Raw genomic sequence first — 17,440 nt, forward strand, 5'->3', positions numbered from 1 at the left:
CACGATACTGTCTAGGATCAGTCGGGCTATGTACCGTTTTATGGGTTTGTATAAGTTTCAAAAAGCGGATTTAAAGGATGGAGCGGTATGGAAACGGGTGGAATGTGAAGTCTAAACGTATTCTCCCAAGGAAACCAAATGCTAAAGCCTAGAATCTTTATAACTATCGGATTACTTCTTGCTGGATTAAGTTTATTTGCAGTCCTTGAGGCATACGAGAAAAAGACTAACGTTGAAAAAGAACAGGCAAGTCGAGTTGCTATTTCCTTTTTTAATTCACTTTCTAATGGAGACTCAGCTACAGCATACAAATATGTTTGGTCAGGCGAGAACTTAAATATACGAAATGCTGAAATACCCCAAATTTATAAAAACTCAAAAGTTATAGAAGTGCTAAAAGTTCGTTACGACTCAGCAAAAAATAGACCTGATTATTATCAACAATTTTATAAAATGATTTTACTCGTCATAAAGATAAAAACAGTACATGCAGATCTTGCTGGTAACCCTGCGGGAACCTATATTGTGTTTGTAACTGTTGTAAAAAAGGATCCAAAATCTAATTGGCTCGTTACTGAGTTAGGTAGTGGGGCTTAATTGGGATAATAAAATATTTAGTGAATAAAAAAGACCTAAATCAAAATGATTTAGGTCTTTTTTGAATTCTGGCGGTGAGAGAGGGATTCGAACCCTCGATACGCGCAAACGTATACACACTTTCCAGGCGTGCTCCTTAAGCCACTCGGACACCTCACCAAGGCGTGCGATAGTAACTAAAAAAACGAGTCCTGCCAAGATTTAAGACGAGCATTACAGAAAAAAAATAATAGAGGTGATAAGATTGCGCTAAAAATCATATTGGTTTAATTACACAATGCAAAATACGGCCAAAAAAGCGACCTTGCCTGCCACGGCTTTGGCAGCTCTTGGAGTGGTCTTTGGAGACATCGGAACAAGTCCGCTCTATGCCTTGAAAGAGTCCTTCCATGCAGCGCATGGGTTGGGAATTCAGCCTGAAAACGTATTAGGAATTTTATCTATTATTTTTTGGTGCTTAATGCTGATCATCAGCATCAAGTATGTCGCGATTGTCATGCGTGCAGACAACAACGGCGAAGGCGGGATCATGGCCTTACTCGCATTGAACTTACGTAAAGCCAAAATTGCCGACAACAAAAAAATCTACATGATTGCCATTGGATTTATCGGCGCATCGCTGTTTTTTGGTGACGGTATTATTACCCCAGCCATTTCGGTATTGTCAGCCGTCGAAGGCTTGTCTATTGCCACCGATGTATTTGACCCGTTCATCATGCCGATTGCGATTACCATTATCATCTCGTTGTTTTTGGTACAAAAACACGGTACGGCCTTTGTCGGTAAGTTTTTTGGCCCGATCACGATGGTGTGGTTTTTATCTTTAGGATTATTAGGCCTTCACAGTGTTATTCAGACCCCTGTGGTGTTGGGTATGTTCAGTCCACACTGGGCCATTCAGTTTATCTATCATCATCCAGTAATGACCTTTTTCATTATGGGCGCTGTGGTGTTAACGGTAACTGGTGGTGAAGCACTTTATGCGGATATGGGCCACTTCGGACCAGTACCAATTCGTATGGCATGGTTCTTTGTGGTGTTACCATGCTTGGTTTTAAACTACGCAGGACAGGGCGCATTATTGCTCAGAGACCCAGCGGCAATTGAAAACCCATTCTATTTATTGGTGCCGCAGTGGGCACTTTACCCAATGATTATTATGGCGACCATGGCAACGGTAATTGCTTCTCAAGCCGTAATTTCTGGGGTGTTTTCACTTGCTCGCCAAGCGATTCAATTGGGTTATTTACCACGTTTAAGTATTAAACATACTTCTGAATCTGAAGAAGGCCAGATTTATATTCCTTTCTTAAACTGGTTACTTTTAATCGCAATTATTATCCTAATCTTGATCTTCAAAAGCAGTTCTAACCTTGCAAGTGCATATGGTTTAGCTGTGACCTTAACCATGCTGTGTGACACGATTTTGGTTGCGGTGTTTATCTACTCAGCTTGGAAGTGGAGCTTGCCAAAAGTGCTGCTCCTGATTATTCCATTCTTTGTTTTAGAGTCGGTATTGGTCGGTGCAACTTCACTTAAAATCTTGTCGGGCGGTTGGGTGCCATTACTGATTGGTGCGATTGCCGTGACCATCTTAATGACATGGAAACGTGGCCGTGAGCTTACTTTTGCCAAGCTTGAACACGATACCTTGTCACTCGATTTGTTTGTAAAAAGTATTGGTAATAGCGTGCACTGGGTGCCGGGTGATGCAGTATTTATGACGGGTACGCCAAACGTTGTGCCACATGCCATGCTGCATAACATTAAGCATAACAAGGTGCTGCATCAGCGTAATATCTTGGTCACTGTAGTGATTGAAGATGTGCCTTATGTTGAACCTGAAGAGCGTATTACGACAGAAACATTAGCTGAACATTTCTTCCGTATTAAAATCTTCTACGGTTTTAAAGATGAAATGAATGTACCAAAAGCATTGATGCAAGCCTATGAACAGCTTGGTCTTGAGTATGACTTGATGCACATCAGCTTCTTCATTTCCCGTGATCGTATTGTGCATTCGGTGGGCGATGGTATGTCTCCATGGAGAGAAAAACTGTTTATCTCTATGCAGCGTAATACCAGTCCGGTGAGTGACTTCTACCAGATTCCAACCAACCGTGTGGTTGAGTTAGGTAGCCAAATCGAAATATAAAAATTGATGTAATAAAAAAACCAAGACATAAGTCTTGGTTTTTTTATGGCTCTGTTTATTGAGCTTGTTGCATAGGTGCATTTGCTGGTAAAGCACCATCTTTTGCCATCGGGTCTGCCGACTGACTTGGATCTGCCGGAGGCGGTGGAGTGTTCGGATCTTGTGGCGCTGGAGGCGCTTGGTTCGGTGCAGGTGGCACTGCATCAGTTGGTGCAGCAGAAACTTGCTGTACTTGTCCGCTATTGACTAAATCGCTAATAGAGCCTGGTTGGCCATTTACTGTTGTGGTTACTTTTACTTTAGACAAACTTTCTAAAGTATCTCCTGGCTGGACTGCTGGTTCAGCCAAAGCGGCCATACTACATAATCCCGTGATTACGCCAATACCAATAATCTTTGAATGGATCATTAAGTGGACTCCGATTATATTTTTATCCAAATTTGTGGAGCTAACCATGTCATAAGCAATCAGTGTTTTTCAACGAAAGATACGCAATTGGCGCAATTCAATAGCCAAAGGCTCTCATAATTCCAACAGATTGTTACGTAATGGGAAATAGAGTTACAAAAAAGATGACCATGTTTTAACCATATGAAAGATAAGAGATATACTTAAAAAAGCAGGATTGTTAAGCTGCGTCTGGACAGTAGTATTGATAGAAACATGGCAAGTAAAAAACGCAGTAAAGGTAAAAATTCATTCTCTCTAAGTGAGCATTTTGGCAAGATTATTCTTGCTTGTATTGCAGCCGGAAGCTTTGTAATTGCTTTCGGTAGTGAAAAGATTTCGCAGTGGTTTTCGCCTTTAAGTACTAACTCGACTTGTCTTAACCAGTTTTATCGAGAAGTTCCGCCTGCTTTAAATAAAGACAGCCTAAAAAAAGACAGCTATCCACTGTGCTTTAACGGTTTTAATGTCCTCTATTCAGGCATTTCTAAAACACCATTATGGTCGGCTGAGCATTTAAATGCAGAACGTTTGAGTGTCAAAATTAAACGTGAAGATAACTTCCATGAAGAAACGCGTGTTCCTCAAAAGCATCGGGCACTGTTAAGTGACTATCGCGGTTCAGGCTATGACCGTGGGCATATGGCACCTAATGGTGATATGTCAAATAAAGAATCCCAATCTGATAGTTTCTCGCTCAGCAATATGGTACCGCAAGCACCTAAAAATAACCAAGAAGTCTGGCGTAAGCTCGAAGAAGCGACTCGTGCTATTGCCACTAAACAAAAACAAGATGTTTATGTGGTGACAGGCCCTGTTTTTGAAGGCAAACGTCTTAAAACGATTGGACAGGGTGTGATTGTACCAACAGCCGTTTATAAAGCGGTCTATATGCCAAAAACTGGCGCGATTGGGGCTTATTACGCACCTAATAATAACTCTCTACAAGTAAAAGTTGTGAGTGTTTGCTACCTTGAGGAGCGCTTAGGCGTTAACCTATTTCCGCAGTTAACCGAGCAACAAAAGCGTAATGTCTATCGCCTACCTTTAGCAGCTAGTCAAGTTAAGGCAAATCAAAAGTTAGACTATTTACACTGGGATGGTGAAAGTCAGTGTGAACAAGACTTAAATGCTGACCAAATTCAAGCGCTACAAGACCAGTTTAAAAAGCAAAAAAGTGGCTCTACAGAACCGATGGAAGCAAAAGTTCCAACGATTGACGAAGAAACACGCCAAGCTATTGTGAAGCAACTGGTTGAAGCATTGGTGAACTACTTCTTGCAAATAATGAAATAAGCAGATTTTTTTGATTGTTATTGCAACATCGTAATTGTTTAAAATAGAATCCATAGACAGATCTGTCTATGGATTCTATTTTAATAAGGACAATAACAATGTTTGCCTCGATGTTTCTTTTTTCATTTGCAATGTCTATTACCCCAGGCCCAGTCAATACAGTCATTTTATCGACCAGTTTAAATCACGGTTTAAAAAGATCGATTCCCTATATTTCAGGGGCCACAATTGGTTTTACCTTACTTTTAATTTTTATGGCATTTGGTCTTCAGAGTTTATTAACTCAGTTTCCTGTTGTGCTAAAAGTTCTCGCAGTTTGCGGAACGCTATTTGTTTGTTATATCGGCATAAAAATTATTCTTGCTGCCGCTAATATTTCCATTTCAAGTGCTCCTGTAGAGCAAATTATTATTCCTAATTTTAAAGATGGTTTTTTGCTACAGTGGCTCAACCCCAAGGCTTGGTTGGCTTGTGTGTCAGGCATTACCATGTTTACTAGCATTGAAAACCCAGAGTCGTTGCCGATCTTTATCGTTATTTATTTTTTCACTTGCTACGCGTGTTTGTTCTTTTGGGGACTATGTGGTGATAAATTTTCAGTGGTGCTTAATCAGGGCAACCGTTTGAAATATTTTAATATCTTGATGGGCGCTTTCTTAATTTTATCGGCACTTTTAATTTTGATCGATTTTTTTTAAATTGATCGTATTACACTGTGAATATATAACAACGAGACAACACTTATGTTTAAGCCATTTGAAAAGGGTACAGAGTCTTCATCGATTGAAGACTTAACATTAGAAAATGATGTCGATTGCGTCAGTATTTATGGCAACTTGCAAATTACCAAAGACAAAGTCGGTTTAGAACAGGCCAAAGCCTTACAGAACTTTTTAAAAGATGTAGTTGCAGCTTTGGAAAAAGAAGAATTGCCTGAGAAAATTGAACGTCCAGCTGAACAAGAAATTAATAATCCGTTTTTGTAATAACTATTATTTTACTCAGTTTGCTATCGCGACGGCGGCATGGATGCCGCCTGTTTCACTGCGTTACATGGAAGTAACGTCAGTGAAACGAATGAGTTTTGTCACTTTTGCTCACTCAAAAGTGAGGCATTACCTACACAACTACAACTTGAGTGAAAACGGTACTTGAGGTCGTGCAGTTAATCCTTATCTCCAGCAACCACCTTATAAATAATCGCACCAATTACAGCCATAGCCTTAAAATATGAATTTTTTATTTAATTTTGATCTCGCCATTGTTGTGGTGTTTGATGAGTCCAATGTTTAAATGCTCTCTGGAAGGCACTTTGTTCTGAATAACAAAGCAAAAGTGCAATCTCTTGCAAGCTTAAATGTGGGTCTTTTAAATACTCGGTTGCGAGCATAAACCGCACTTGCTGAACGCGTTCCTGAAAGGTGGTGCCTTGTTGCTGTAAGTGTCTTTGGAGTTGTCGAATTGATAGGCCTAATTGAGCGGCAATATATTCAATTTGATATTGATTCTTTTGTAGACCAGTCAAAATCGAATGCTGTAAACGCTGATCAAGTTGGGTCGAATTTGGTAATTGTTCTAAAAGTGCTTGTGCTTGCTGAACCAATAGTTGCTGTAAGGTGTGGTCGGCGCTGCTAAGTGGCTTATGAATTTCTGTAATTGGAATGAGTAACTCTGTACGGGGCTGGCTAAAACGAACGGGACATTGAAAATATTGTTCATAGACTCTGATATTTTTAGGGGCAGCATTTAAGAAACGCACTTCATGTAACTGTACATCTTCATGAGACATAAAAAGACGCAAGAACTGAATCACCAACGCAATCGCGATTTCATCAGTAAGCTGAGTGGGGTGTAACTCAGTCGCTTCCCAACGAATAGAAGCATATTGTCCATGGAGTTCAACCACTAAAGGGCTACCGTCATAAATCAGACGGTGAAAATCATGGTAACGAATTAAGGCTTCACCTAAGTTGTCGCAAGAGAGAGCAAGGTAGGCAATAATGCCTAAATGTTTGGGTTGTACATATTTGGCAATTTCTAGGCCTAATCCCGGCTTCGGGTGTAGTTTATAAATCACTTCTAATAGGTCACGCCAAACCACATAGTCAAAGCGTTCCAGATTTTGAATTTGTTCTAATTGTTCTGGAATAGCTAATTCATTGGCTTCGCAATAAGCTTTTAAAAGATGCCCCAGTCCTCCATACACTGAGCCTGTATAATTTTTTAGTTGTGGCATCCCTAACCACCTCTTTCTTGTCGTGATTTGTCAATGAAACCATAAATTCTGGTCAATACCTAGCATAACGAATTTTATATGCTGAATAAAAAGAAAAAGGAGTTAGGTGATGTTAAAAGGGTTTACTGCAGGAATTGCAGTTGCGAATGCATTTGAATGGGTAGCTCACAAATATATTTTGCATGGTGTACACCGTGCTGGAAAACCACGTTATAGCCCAGTGCCAAAAAGCATGGAATCTCATTGGGCACACCATCGTGAAGTCCGTAAACAACAATTTCATGATGATTGCTATGTGGAAGGCGTGGGAAACTGGCGAACTAAAAATGAGTTAATTTCGCTTGCTGTGGTGGCAACCGTTTCAAGTGCAATTTTTTACCCTTTTTCAAAAGGTATGGCACTCGCAGCTTGGTACAGTGCTGGAAATTATTATTATATTCATCGCCGTGCACATTTAGAGCCTGACTGGGCAAAGCGTAAAATTCCATGGCATTACGACCACCATATGAACTCTAACCAAGATGCCAACTGGTGTGTGACCAAGCCTTGGTTTGATTATGTAATGGGAACACGGGTGGTGTCTTCGGCAGATTTAAAAGAACAAAACCCTTTGGGTATACGGTTACCTACTGCGCTTGCTAAACCTTTATCTCAAGCTGTAGAAAAAATCTTTCCTGCAAAATGGGTCGAGAAAAAAGAAAAGCCTCAACTCATTGGTGATCTGAATGTTGTAGACGGTGCCGCATAAAAAATAAAGGGGCATATCGCCCCTTTAAATATCAATAAACTTACAAGCGCATTTCGATGCCTTGTTCAGCTAAATATTGTTTAGCTTCTGGAATGGTATATTGGCCAAAGTGGAAAATACTTGCTGCCAATACTGCATCGGCACCACCTTGTAAAATACCGTCTGCAAGGTGTTGTAAGTTACCTACACCACCTGAAGCGATCGTTGGAATGGTAACGCGGTCATTAATAGCACGCATTAACGCAATGTCATAACCCGCTTTAGTACCGTCGGCGTCCATACTGGTAATGAGTAACTCACCCGCACCGTAGTCAGCCATTTTTACAGCCCATTCAATGGCATCAATACCCGTTGGTTTACGTCCACCGTGAGTAAAGATTTCCCATTTGTTATCGCCAGTTTTTTTGGCATCAATCGCAACCACAATGCATTGTGCGCCAAAATGCTGAGAAGCTTCTTGAACAAATTCCGGATTAAATACGGCAGCCGAGTTAATACTCACTTTGTCTGCACCTGCATTTAATAACGCACGAATATCTTCAACCTTACGTACACCACCACCGACAGTTAATGGCACAAATACAGTCTCAGCCATACGCTCAACAGTACGGTAAGTGGTATCGCGTCCATGATGTGTAGCGGTAATGTCTAAGAAAGTAATTTCGTCTGCACCTTGTTCGTTATAGCGACGTGCCACTTCAACAGGGTCGCCAGCATCACGAATATCGAGGAATTGAACGCCTTTAACTACGCGTCCGTTATCAACGTCTAGGCAAGGAATAATACGTTTAGCAAGCATAGCTTTTTCCAAAAATAATCGCCGTTGGTGAAAGTTCCTACACAGGCGCTACACCTTCATGGAGGGAAGAGGTATTCTATCAAACTTCACAGATGTTTTTTGCAGGTTTTCCATGTCGGTTTATACCCCGTTGAGTTTAGATGAAGTTCGCACCTTTGCTGCACCTTATGGATTAGAGGTGTTAGAGCTGAACCCAATTCAGGGAGGTATTCAAAACACCAATTATTTTCTGGTTGATGTAAACCGCAAACAATATGTACTCACCGTATTTGAAGAGTTAGATGCACAAGGTGCAGGCGAACTCATTCCTGTGCTTGAGCAATTAGGTACTCATGATGTACCCGTTGCCGTGCCATTAAAGCACAGCGGCCAAGCGGTTCATTTTATTGCGGGTAAACCTGCACAAATTGCACCACGTCTTATGGGCCACCATCCCATGCAAACTACAGTAGCCCAAGTTGCTGCAATTGCAGATGCACAGGCAAAACTGCATGTCGCTTTGCAAGATTTTCCGCTTGAACGTGAATATCGCCGTGATCATCAATATTGGACAGGTGTTGCAGAGCAGCTTAAACCAAGCATGACGCAAGATGACCAAAATTTACTTGAACAGGTCTATCAAGCTTTTAATGAGAAAACAGCGCAGTATCCAAATCGACCAACAGGTTTTATTCACTCTGATTTGTTCCGTGACAATACTTTGTTTGAAGGTGAGCAATTACAAGGTATTCTAGATTTTTATGAGTTAAATCAAGATGAAATGCTATTTGATATTGCGATTACTATCAATGATTTTTGTACCGAATATCCAGCAGCACACTTAAACTCAGACAAAGTCGCAGCTTACTTAGCGGCATACCAAAAAGTTCGTGCGCTTACATCAGATGAGCTAGCATGTTTAGATGTATTCTTGGCAATGGCAGCATGCCGTTTTTGGTCAATGCGTTTGCAAGTTGCTCAAAAAAATAAAGAAGAAGGACGTACCGGTGATGACATTTTGCAAAAAGACCCGCAAGAAATGCGAGCAATGATGCAAGATCGTTTAAGCCATGTAAAAGCATAAAAGGGAATAAAGATGCGAGATCAGGGGCGTTTAGTCGAATGGTTCGACGAAAAAGGATATGGCTTTATTCAGCCAGATGATGCTGAAAAAGAGCGAGTCTTTTTGCATATCAAAGATTTTGCACGCCCCGGACCTCGGCCAATTATTGGCTGTGCACTGGAATATCGGGTGATTCTCGACGAAAGAGGCCGTTTTCGTGCTCAGCAGGTCACTTATTTAAAGGCATCTCAAACCCGGAAAGCTTCAAAAACTGCAAAAGCAGAATCTTCATTTCAAGCCAGCCCATTGTCTGTAATGCAAATGGGGATTGTGTTTTATTTCGTTTTAATGGGCATTATGAGTTTTATTCATGTTCTGCCAGCTTATACTTTATTGTTCGTCTTAATGATGAATGTGTTGAGTTATTGGCTTTATTCACAAGACAAAGAAGCCGCACAATTAGGTAATCGCCGTGTACCTGAACAAACATTGCACATTGTTAGCTTTCTAGGAGGTTGGCCAGCTGCATGGTGGGCACAACAAAAACTGAGACATAAAACACAAAAACAACCCTTTCGTAAGATTTATTTTTGTACCATATTCTTTCATTTACTTTTGATTTTGTGGCTAATTTCTCCCTTAAATGTATTGCGTGGCTCATAAAAGTAAATCGTTTTATTAAACTTGAGAGGTATAAAAATGAATAGTTCTATCGACCAAGATCCAAATCGTACTTTAACACTTATTTTATATGTACTTTATATTGTTGCCATTTTTACAGGTGGCTTACTTGCGGTTATTGCTTTAATTATTAACTACGTAAAACGTTCTGATGTACAAGGCTCTATTTTTGCGAGTCACTTTACATGGCAAATCAGAACATTTTGGTGGTATTTGGCTTGGAATATTATTGCCTTTTTGCCGTTTATCTTCTTGTTCTTTACGGGCGAAAATACCGATTTATTTGCAGGCGTTGCCATTTCATCGACTGTTTTTTGTGTAGGTGTTATTGCAGCAGCATGGATCTGGATTGTATATCGTGCCATTCGTGGTTTGATTGCGTTAAACGATAACCGTCCGATGTATCAACCTTAATAAATAAAAAAGAGAGCTTTAAGCTCTCTTTTTTACTCTTGAACACTTTTATTTTTTTTAATTGGTAGTTTAATTTTTAACTCACTGATTAAAACACCTAAGACCACTAACGCCCCCCCAAAAAGGGCAATCAATGGCAAACGCTCCCCTGCAATTCGACCAATAATGCCTGCCCAAACAGGTTCGCCTGCATAGATAATTGCAGCACGTGAAGGATCAACCACACGTTGAGCCCAGTTCATAACAAATTGAATAAGTGCACTTGCTAAACCTAATGCAACAGCAATGAGTACTAGGGGCCATGAAAATGCAGGAATCGTATGTTCACCTACCATAGGCATGATGGCGAAAGAAAGTAGAGACGCCACACCAAGTTGAATGATTGTGACGCGGCGTAAATTTACCTTTCCGGCAAAGTAGCTAATAAAAATAATTTCTAAAGCAATCGCAAAGGCGCCGAGTACTGTTAAAAGCTGTCCAAAACTTAAGGAAATTTGCTTAAAACCATTTCCCGTCAATAAAACAAGACCAGTAAAAGCCAAAGCTGCTCCCACCCAAGTCATGATGTGTGGAGTTTTTCGAAAGATGAGCCACATTAAAATAGGAACAAGCGGTACATAAAGCGCTGTTAAAAAAGCGGATTCACTACTCGGAATGGTTTGTAGGCCAATGGTCTGGGTGCCATAGCCTGCCGCAATTACAAGTCCAATCGCACAACCCGCACCTAAGTCTTTTAACGTAACACCTTTCATACTTTTTAATGAAATAACAAGCAAAGTAAGAGCCGCGACAGCAAAACGGCAACCTACAAAAAACATAGGCGATGAAAAATTCAGTGCATACTGCACAGTAAGAAATGTTCCACCCCAAATGATCGTAATCAAAATGAGTGCTAACTGTGGGGCTTTGCTTGAACTCAGAGAAATTGGCGACATACTCAAATTAATATAAATTGTGCAATATACTGCACATATTGCGCTATTCTTTTGTTTTGTGCAATATATTGCTCATATTTTATTTACTACTTTAATTTATGAGCCAGTCGAGTACCGTTTTACAGCACGTAGGCACAAATATTCGTTCCTTAAGAGATGAACGAGATTTGAGCCAGCAAGATTTGGCAGATCAGGCCGGAGTGAGTAGACGTACCATTGCTGCTTTGGAAACAGGGCAGGTCAATATTAGTTTGGCCAAACTCGATGCGATTGCGGTAGTGCTGGGTGTGGATTTTAAAACGATTGTGACTGCACCTGAGCATAAAGAACATCCCGTAGTAAATGCACTCGCTTGGCAGGGTGAAGATGAAGAAAGTAAAGCAACCTTACTCGCTTCAGTTCCATCTCGTTCCCAAGTTGAACTTTGGATATGGTCCTTGGCTGTAGGGGAGTCTTACGTTGCGGAAGCAGATGCAGATGGATGGCAGGAAATTATTTACGTACTAGAAGGTGAGTTGACCATACAATTTACAGACAGCAAAAAAATAATACCTGCTGGTTCATCTTTCATTTTTGAAAGTTCTGTTACTTATACCTATATCAATAGTGGTAACCAAGTGCTTAAATTTACTCGTAATGTGGTGTATTGATTTGGAATTTAAGCTTTTTAATAAAATATATGTTTTTAAAATTTATGCAGTTTATTGAAGGCATATATGATGCATATGACCTATCTTAAAAACCTACGAATTCAATTTAAACAAAAAAATATGAATAAGAGTAAATAAGGCAAGTTATAATATTTCTTGTGTAATGAAATTATTTTTAATTCGGTTTAATAGAAAAAAAGATACAGAAATGAAATTTTTATTAAGTTCGCAAGATATTCAGAACTATAAATTTATATGGCAGGTTTCTAAAGAAAATTATAAGAAACAGAAGAGTAGTATGTTTCTCATGTTTTTATTAGTGATGTTTTCAGCATTCTTTACAACATTGTTGCCATACCTGCTGAAAATTATTATCGACTATTCTGCACACGAATATAACTTTTTCCTCAATATTCAAATCCCATTTAATTTTTTATATCTACTCGTACTTGCTTATGCGACTGCATGGTTGGTGAATGAGTTATGCCATTGGACGCAAAATATTTTTAGTGCTTATTTGATGGTTGATTTCAAAGGAGCATTAATTTTTGCAGGCTTAAAAAATTATTTAAATCTTAAAAAAGATGAACAAGATCAAATTGAAGCTGGAACAGTAATCAGTGATCTCGCAAGAGGAAGTTCTGCTTTTGGTGAGATTAATTTAACTTTACTTCTTCATTTGGGGCCAATTATTTTTCAATTGGCGATGATTTTTGCAGTTCTATTTACCACCATTAGCCTAGTCTTTAGTATTAGCTTTTTATTAATAGCTATCATTATTTTCCTAGTTTCATTTCATATAAATAAAACAAGCAGTTCTTTATTCGATTCGATGTATCAACAAGATAATCAGGTAAATAGCCATTTGATACATCAGATCTCGAATTCATATGAAATTAAAGTAAAAAATGCAGTACCGTTCCAATTATCAAAATTTAATACCACATTAGACTCATTCATCAAAACAGCTAAAGATAGGAACAAGAAAATAGGGCTATTGATGATTTCTCAATTGTTCCTGATCTTTCTTTTTTTACTCTTTTTTATGTTATTCACCGTATTTCTTTCAACTGAAAAGCAGCTTACACCGGGTGCTTTTGTATTGATAAGTACCTATATTATTCAACTCACCAATCCATTTTTAGCGGTTTCTCAAAGCTTGATGCGTTTAAATGGCAACTTTGTCGCCTTAGCAAAATATCGAAAATACTTTGATCTCAATAAAGAAAATTATACGCATTCTATCATTCAAGACTCTAACGTTCTCTTTCAATTTATAAATGCTAAATTTTTACTTGGGAAACGAGCCGTAGATCATTTTAATTTAAAAATATTACCCAATAAAACGTATGTAGTGATTGGGCAAACTGGCTTGGGAAAAACTTCTCTAATGAATTATTTAATGGGTGTCTACCAGATTCAATCAGGGCAGCTTTGCTATAAGAATATTGATATTAGCCAAAATTTCTCTAAGCATATTTTTGATGAGGTTGTTTACGTTGCACAGCAACCAGTTATTTTTCCTTATTCCCTTAGAGATAATTTAGTTTATAACTCCTCGCACATATATGAGGATTCTTACTTACTTCAGATGCTTGATCAATTTAATCTATTACATATTTTGAAAAAGCATCAACTAACGCTCGATGATGATTTGACTGAAATTTATAAGAATTTTTCAGGAGGAGAAAAGCAAAGAATTTGCATTCTTCGAGGTCTTTTAGCTCGCCCGCAGCTCATCATCCTAGACGAACCGACTGCCGCCTTGGATGTAGATACTGCAAAAAATATACTTGAATATATTCAGCAGGTTGTTCCATCCGTGATCATGATTACGCATTCACCGTATGCGATGGAAATTGCGGATGAGGTAATCGATTTAGAAAAGTTATTAAACTAAAGATAATCAAAAAATAAAAAAGAGCCTAAAGCGGCTCTTTTTTTACATCTTAAAAATTAAAGACGGTTTTCATCTAACAAAAGCTGAGCTTCACGAAGATTTAAAGTACCTTCATAAATTGCGCGGCCTGTAATCGCACCTAAAATGCCCGGTTGGCCTTTTAAGTTACGAACGTCATCAAGGTTGGTTACACCACCAGAAGCAATTACTGGTAAACCTGAGTATTGAGCCAAGTTTACAGTTTGCTCAACATTTACACCTTGCATCATGCCGTCACGTGCAATGTCCGTGTAAACAATGCTAGACACGCCCGCATCTGCAAAGCGTTTCGCTAAATCAGTTGCTTTCACATCAGTAACGTTTGCCCAGCCATCAGTTGCAACCATACCATTCATGGCATCAATACCAACAATGATGTGACCAGCAAAGCGTTTACAAGCTTCTTCTACAAATTCAGGCTCTTGAACTGCTTTAGTACCGATAATGACAAAAGTCACACCAGCTTCTAAATAGTGTTCAATCGTTTCTAATGAGCGAATACCACCGCCAATTTGAATTGGTAATTCTGGCTGAGCTTTAGCAATCGCTTCAACAACAGGCTTATGAATTGGAGTACCTGCGAAAGCACCATTCAAATCAACCAAATGCAAACGGCGCGCACCTTCATTTACCCAATGCTGGGCAGTTGCAACCGGATCGTCAGAGAAAACGGTATCGTCTTCCATACGCCCTTGTTTTAAACGCACACATTTACCATCTTTCAGGTCAATTGCTGGAATGATTAGCATGCTTCCGCTCCTTGCTTCATCATGATTATGAAATTGTGCACATCTTAGCAAAGTATTGATCAATCGCTAAGCCTTAGAAAAGACTTTTATTACTTTACGCCTGAAGCACGATTTGAATCGTTTGTGAAATGTGGGCGGGTAATAGTTTTTGGTTTCTGAGTTCTTCAAATACCAGTAATGCAGCATAAGCATCAGCGGCAGCATAATTTATTTGCTGTGATGTAAGTGGCTTTCGTGCCCAGTTTGAAGTCCCGACTTTTTTCGACTTTGCCAGATATTGTCCAAATAACAGTGCTACCGCTTTTTGTAGACCGATCTGCTGTTTAAAACCAAAGTGACTAAATCCTTTGGCAAGGTCGACACAACTTTCTAGCTCTATGCCTTTTTTATGAAAAATGTGCTTATCATTTTTAAGGCCAAAGCCTACTTTAATTTGTTTTGGGTTAGATAAAATGGGCTGCAAGAATTTTAAAGTCGATGAATTGACATGAAATAAATAGGCTTTTTGTGCTGTAGCAAGTTGAATCAAGTGTGGCCCAGTTGAGATTTCACCCACTTTAAATGTAGGTTTAGACTCAGAATCAAATCCCAAAATTGCAGCGTTTTTTAATTCTTCTTCAATATTTTTGCATTGCTCAAAATTTTCAATCACCACAATATTATGGTGGTTAAGATTTTCAAAAGGAGGAAGCTGCTGAATAGAGGCTTTATCAAGGAGGGCAACGGCTTCGGACATATTTAATAGCGTACAAATGAATTGGGCTATTTACTTTATATATGAATAAAGCCTAGAGGACTAGGCTTTATGAATGTCTTTAAAAATTATTGAGATTGAGAAGGTGTACCAATGACCACACTTTCGCTTTTCTCAACATAGCCTTCATAGGTCGGAGCCATGATTGTAGCAACAATGGCAAAAACAAAAGCAAGTGGAATTAGGACAATATAAATCCAGCCTAAAACGCGTTCCCAACCAGGGGTAGGGCGCTGCGGACCATAATCATTATTGCCTTCCGTACCTTTTGCCGCAAAGAGATAAATCATAAAAATGAGGTTTACGGCAGGGATCAGCATCAGTAACGATAGCCATCCTGTATTATTGCGGTCATGCAAACGGCGGATGGTAAATACAAAGCTTATATAGAGGCAAAAAATATAAAGAATGGCGATAACAATCATGCCTGCCGTAGAAAGGCCTGTTAGTTCCTGACTAGATGTAAATCCAAAAGTAAAAGCGATGATGACAACAGCGATACCGATCACGAGTGAAAATAAGAATGTCCAAGCAGCATAAGAGAGTCGTCCAAAACGACCACTAGCTTTAAAGGGTGAATCTTGTTGAAGTGGCTGATTTTCAAAAGGTGAATTCATTTTGTTTTCCTGATCATTTGGTTTTATTTAAAAGTATAAATATTCAATATTTTGTTGAATAAAATATCATTCTATAAATGATTAGTTGTTATTATAAATAAAAAAAAAGATCAGGCCATCTCGACCTGATCTTTTTCAGTTTTGAATCAGATTAAATATTCCATTCCACAAAGTTTTTAAGTAACTGCAAACCAGCAGTATGACTTTTCTCTGGGTGGAATTGAGTCGCGAATAAATTATCTTTGTGAATGGCTGTGCAGAAATTCACACCATACTCACATGTGGCGGCAACTAAGCTTTCATCTTTTGGTTCGACATAGTAGCTATGTACAAAGTAGAAGCGAGCATCTTGTTCGATGTTGTTCCACATTGGATGGCTTGGGTCCATTTGGTGAACTTGGTTCCAGCCCATGTGTGGTACTTTTAAACCTTCCATTTGAGGGAAATGTTTTACTACGCCGTCAAAAATACCTAATGCGTCTACACCGCCATTTTCTTCAGAACTTTGTAGTAATGCTTGCATGCCTACGCAAATCGCAAGAACAGGTTTATTAAAAGCGGCTTTACGTACTACTTCATCGATACCTGCTTCACGCATACCTTGCATGCAGTCACGCATTGCACCAACGCCCGGAAAAACAATTTTGTCAGCTTGTGCAATTAACTTTGGGTCATTGGTTACATCGACTGTTGCACCTACATGCTCAAGTGCTTTAGCTGCTGAGTGTAGATTGCCCATGCCATAATCAAGCAATGCGATACGTGTCATTAGAGGCTACCTTTTGTCGATGCAATCGTGTTTTCTGCACGTGGATCAACTTCACATGCCATACGTAAAGCACGAGCAAGTGCTTTAAAAACACTTTCGATTTGATGATGGCTATTTTTACCTTTTAAGTTATCGATGTGTAAGGTCATAAGCGCATGGTTTACGAAGCCTTGGAAAAACTCGGAAAATAAATCGACATCAAAGGTACCGATGCGTGCACGGGTAAATGGAATATCCATGAATAAACCCGGACGACCAGATAAATCTACAACAACGCGAGATAAAGCTTCGTCTAATGGTGCATAAAAATGACCATAGCGTTTTAAACCTTTTTTATCGCCTAAAGCTTGGGCAAAAGCTTGTCCAAGCGTGATACCACAGTCTTCTACGGTGTGGTGATCATCAATCTCGAGGTCTCCATCACAATGAATATCGATATCAAATAAGCCATGTCGCTTGATTTGATCAATCATATGGTCTAAAAATGGAACTCCAGTGTTTAGTGTGCCTTGACCAGTACCGTCGAGATTTAAACGAACTCGAATTTTGGTTTCATTGGTATTTCTAACCACTTCACTGATACGTTGCGTCATGGACACGTTCCTCAAAAA

21 protein-coding genes and 1 tRNA gene are annotated in these 17,440 nt (G+C 39.3%); 12 read left to right on the forward strand and 10 right to left on the reverse strand.

Annotated features, from left to right (window positions below; all coding sequences use genetic code 11):
* Positions 1-115: hypothetical protein (locus RFW85_RS08535; protein WP_309171489.1), on the forward strand; the 115-nt coding region annotated here is incomplete at its 5' end.
* A 23-nt stretch (positions 116-138) separates the two neighbouring features.
* A complete protein-coding gene (locus RFW85_RS08540; RefSeq protein WP_309171399.1) occupies positions 139-597 on the forward strand; it encodes a hypothetical protein in 459 nt (152 codons plus the stop codon).
* Between the two features lie 69 nt (positions 598-666).
* Here RFW85_RS08540 and RFW85_RS08545 read toward each other — a convergent pair.
* A tRNA-Ser gene (locus RFW85_RS08545) sits at positions 667-756 on the reverse strand.
* 118 nt (positions 757-874) lie between these two features.
* Here RFW85_RS08545 and RFW85_RS08550 point away from each other — a divergent pair.
* Positions 875-2,752: a potassium transporter Kup gene (locus tag RFW85_RS08550; RefSeq protein ID WP_170248054.1), complete on the forward strand. Its 1,878-nt coding sequence runs from the start codon at positions 875-877 to the stop codon at positions 2,750-2,752.
* A 55-nt stretch (positions 2,753-2,807) separates the two neighbouring features.
* Here the strand turns inward: RFW85_RS08550 and RFW85_RS08555 are convergent, their stop codons facing one another.
* The gene (locus RFW85_RS08555; protein WP_309171400.1) at positions 2,808-3,161 is read right to left on the reverse strand and encodes a hypothetical protein; all 354 of its coding nucleotides are present in this window, start codon (positions 3,159-3,161) and stop codon (positions 2,808-2,810) included.
* A gap of 255 nt (positions 3,162-3,416) precedes the next feature.
* On the opposite strand from RFW85_RS08555, the gene RFW85_RS08560 reads away from it, so the two are divergent.
* From RFW85_RS08560 to RFW85_RS08570, 3 genes are all read left to right on the forward strand, one after another.
* Entirely contained in the window at positions 3,417-4,496 is a 1,080-nt protein-coding gene (locus RFW85_RS08560) for a DNA/RNA non-specific endonuclease (RefSeq protein WP_031949550.1), read from the forward strand.
* Between the two features lie 98 nt (positions 4,497-4,594).
* Entirely contained in the window at positions 4,595-5,194 is a 600-nt protein-coding gene (locus RFW85_RS08565; protein ID WP_031949549.1) for a LysE family translocator, read from the forward strand.
* A 45-nt stretch (positions 5,195-5,239) separates the two neighbouring features.
* Positions 5,240-5,482, forward strand: coding sequence for a hypothetical protein (locus tag RFW85_RS08570; RefSeq protein WP_031949548.1), 243 nt, complete (start codon positions 5,240-5,242; stop codon positions 5,480-5,482).
* A gap of 257 nt (positions 5,483-5,739) precedes the next feature.
* On the opposite strand, the gene RFW85_RS08575 is transcribed toward RFW85_RS08570, so the two are convergent.
* A complete protein-coding gene (locus tag RFW85_RS08575; protein WP_309171401.1) occupies positions 5,740-6,732 on the reverse strand; it encodes an AraC family transcriptional regulator ligand-binding domain-containing protein in 993 nt (330 codons plus the stop codon).
* Between the two features lie 109 nt (positions 6,733-6,841).
* Here RFW85_RS08575 and RFW85_RS08580 point away from each other — a divergent pair, with 109 nt between their 5' ends.
* A complete protein-coding gene (locus RFW85_RS08580) occupies positions 6,842-7,480 on the forward strand; it encodes a hypothetical protein (RefSeq protein WP_309171402.1) in 639 nt (212 codons plus the stop codon).
* A gap of 40 nt (positions 7,481-7,520) precedes the next feature.
* Here RFW85_RS08580 and hisF read toward each other — a convergent pair whose 3' ends face one another.
* Positions 7,521-8,279, reverse strand: a complete 759-nt coding sequence (gene hisF, locus RFW85_RS08585) for an imidazole glycerol phosphate synthase subunit HisF (RefSeq protein WP_000880078.1) — start codon at positions 8,277-8,279, stop codon at positions 7,521-7,523.
* 112 nt (positions 8,280-8,391) lie between these two features.
* Here hisF and RFW85_RS08590 point away from each other — a divergent pair, with 112 nt between their 5' ends.
* From RFW85_RS08590 to RFW85_RS08600, 3 genes are read left to right on the forward strand one after another with little or no spacing between them, the layout of a single operon-like run.
* Positions 8,392-9,342 carry a homoserine kinase gene (locus RFW85_RS08590; protein ID WP_309171403.1) on the forward strand — a complete coding sequence of 317 codons (951 nt, stop codon included), beginning with the start codon at positions 8,392-8,394 and terminating at the stop codon, positions 9,340-9,342.
* A gap of 12 nt (positions 9,343-9,354) precedes the next feature.
* Positions 9,355-9,984, forward strand: a complete 630-nt coding sequence (locus RFW85_RS08595; protein WP_069141278.1) for a DUF1294 domain-containing protein — start codon at positions 9,355-9,357, stop codon at positions 9,982-9,984.
* 36 nt (positions 9,985-10,020) lie between these two features.
* Entirely contained in the window at positions 10,021-10,416 is a 396-nt protein-coding gene (locus tag RFW85_RS08600) for a hypothetical protein (RefSeq protein ID WP_272400530.1), read from the forward strand.
* A 32-nt stretch (positions 10,417-10,448) separates the two neighbouring features.
* Here RFW85_RS08600 and RFW85_RS08605 read toward each other — a convergent pair whose 3' ends face one another.
* A complete protein-coding gene (locus RFW85_RS08605) occupies positions 10,449-11,351 on the reverse strand; it encodes a DMT family transporter (RefSeq protein ID WP_309171404.1) in 903 nt (300 codons plus the stop codon).
* A gap of 98 nt (positions 11,352-11,449) precedes the next feature.
* Here RFW85_RS08605 and RFW85_RS08610 point away from each other — a divergent pair, with 98 nt between their 5' ends.
* Both RFW85_RS08610 and RFW85_RS08615 read left to right on the forward strand, forming a co-directional pair.
* On the forward strand, positions 11,450-12,001 hold the full coding sequence (locus tag RFW85_RS08610; RefSeq protein WP_309171405.1) for an XRE family transcriptional regulator: 552 nt from the start codon (positions 11,450-11,452) through the stop codon (positions 11,999-12,001).
* Between the two features lie 208 nt (positions 12,002-12,209).
* A complete protein-coding gene (locus RFW85_RS08615; protein WP_309171406.1) occupies positions 12,210-13,901 on the forward strand; it encodes an ABC transporter ATP-binding protein in 1,692 nt (563 codons plus the stop codon).
* Positions 13,902-13,957: 56 nt separating this feature from the next.
* Here RFW85_RS08615 and hisA read toward each other — a convergent pair whose 3' ends face one another.
* From hisA to hisB, 5 genes are all read right to left on the reverse strand, one after another.
* Positions 13,958-14,689, reverse strand: a complete 732-nt coding sequence (gene hisA / locus RFW85_RS08620; protein ID WP_000905538.1) for a 1-(5-phosphoribosyl)-5-[(5-phosphoribosylamino)methylideneamino]imidazole-4-carboxamide isomerase — start codon at positions 14,687-14,689, stop codon at positions 13,958-13,960.
* A gap of 94 nt (positions 14,690-14,783) precedes the next feature.
* Positions 14,784-15,425 (reverse strand): 3'-5' exonuclease, encoded by a 642-nt coding sequence (locus RFW85_RS08625; RefSeq protein WP_309171407.1) that lies wholly within the window; start codon positions 15,423-15,425, stop codon positions 14,784-14,786.
* An 86-nt stretch (positions 15,426-15,511) separates the two neighbouring features.
* On the reverse strand, positions 15,512-16,060 hold the full coding sequence (locus RFW85_RS08630; RefSeq protein ID WP_309171408.1) for a DUF805 domain-containing protein: 549 nt from the start codon (positions 16,058-16,060) through the stop codon (positions 15,512-15,514).
* A 151-nt stretch (positions 16,061-16,211) separates the two neighbouring features.
* Entirely contained in the window at positions 16,212-16,829 is a 618-nt protein-coding gene (gene hisH, locus RFW85_RS08635; RefSeq protein ID WP_086264771.1) for an imidazole glycerol phosphate synthase subunit HisH, read from the reverse strand.
* Positions 16,829-17,422 carry an imidazoleglycerol-phosphate dehydratase HisB gene (gene hisB / locus RFW85_RS08640; RefSeq protein ID WP_002116767.1) on the reverse strand — a complete coding sequence of 198 codons (594 nt, stop codon included), beginning with the start codon at positions 17,420-17,422 and terminating at the stop codon, positions 16,829-16,831. Before hisB ends, hisH begins: the two co-directional genes overlap by 1 nt.
* Positions 17,423-17,440 lie beyond the last annotated feature (18 nt).

It is taken from the genome of Acinetobacter sp. 12966, from assembly GCF_031196995.1.
Lineage (GTDB): Bacteria > Pseudomonadota > Gammaproteobacteria > Pseudomonadales > Moraxellaceae > Acinetobacter > Acinetobacter geminorum.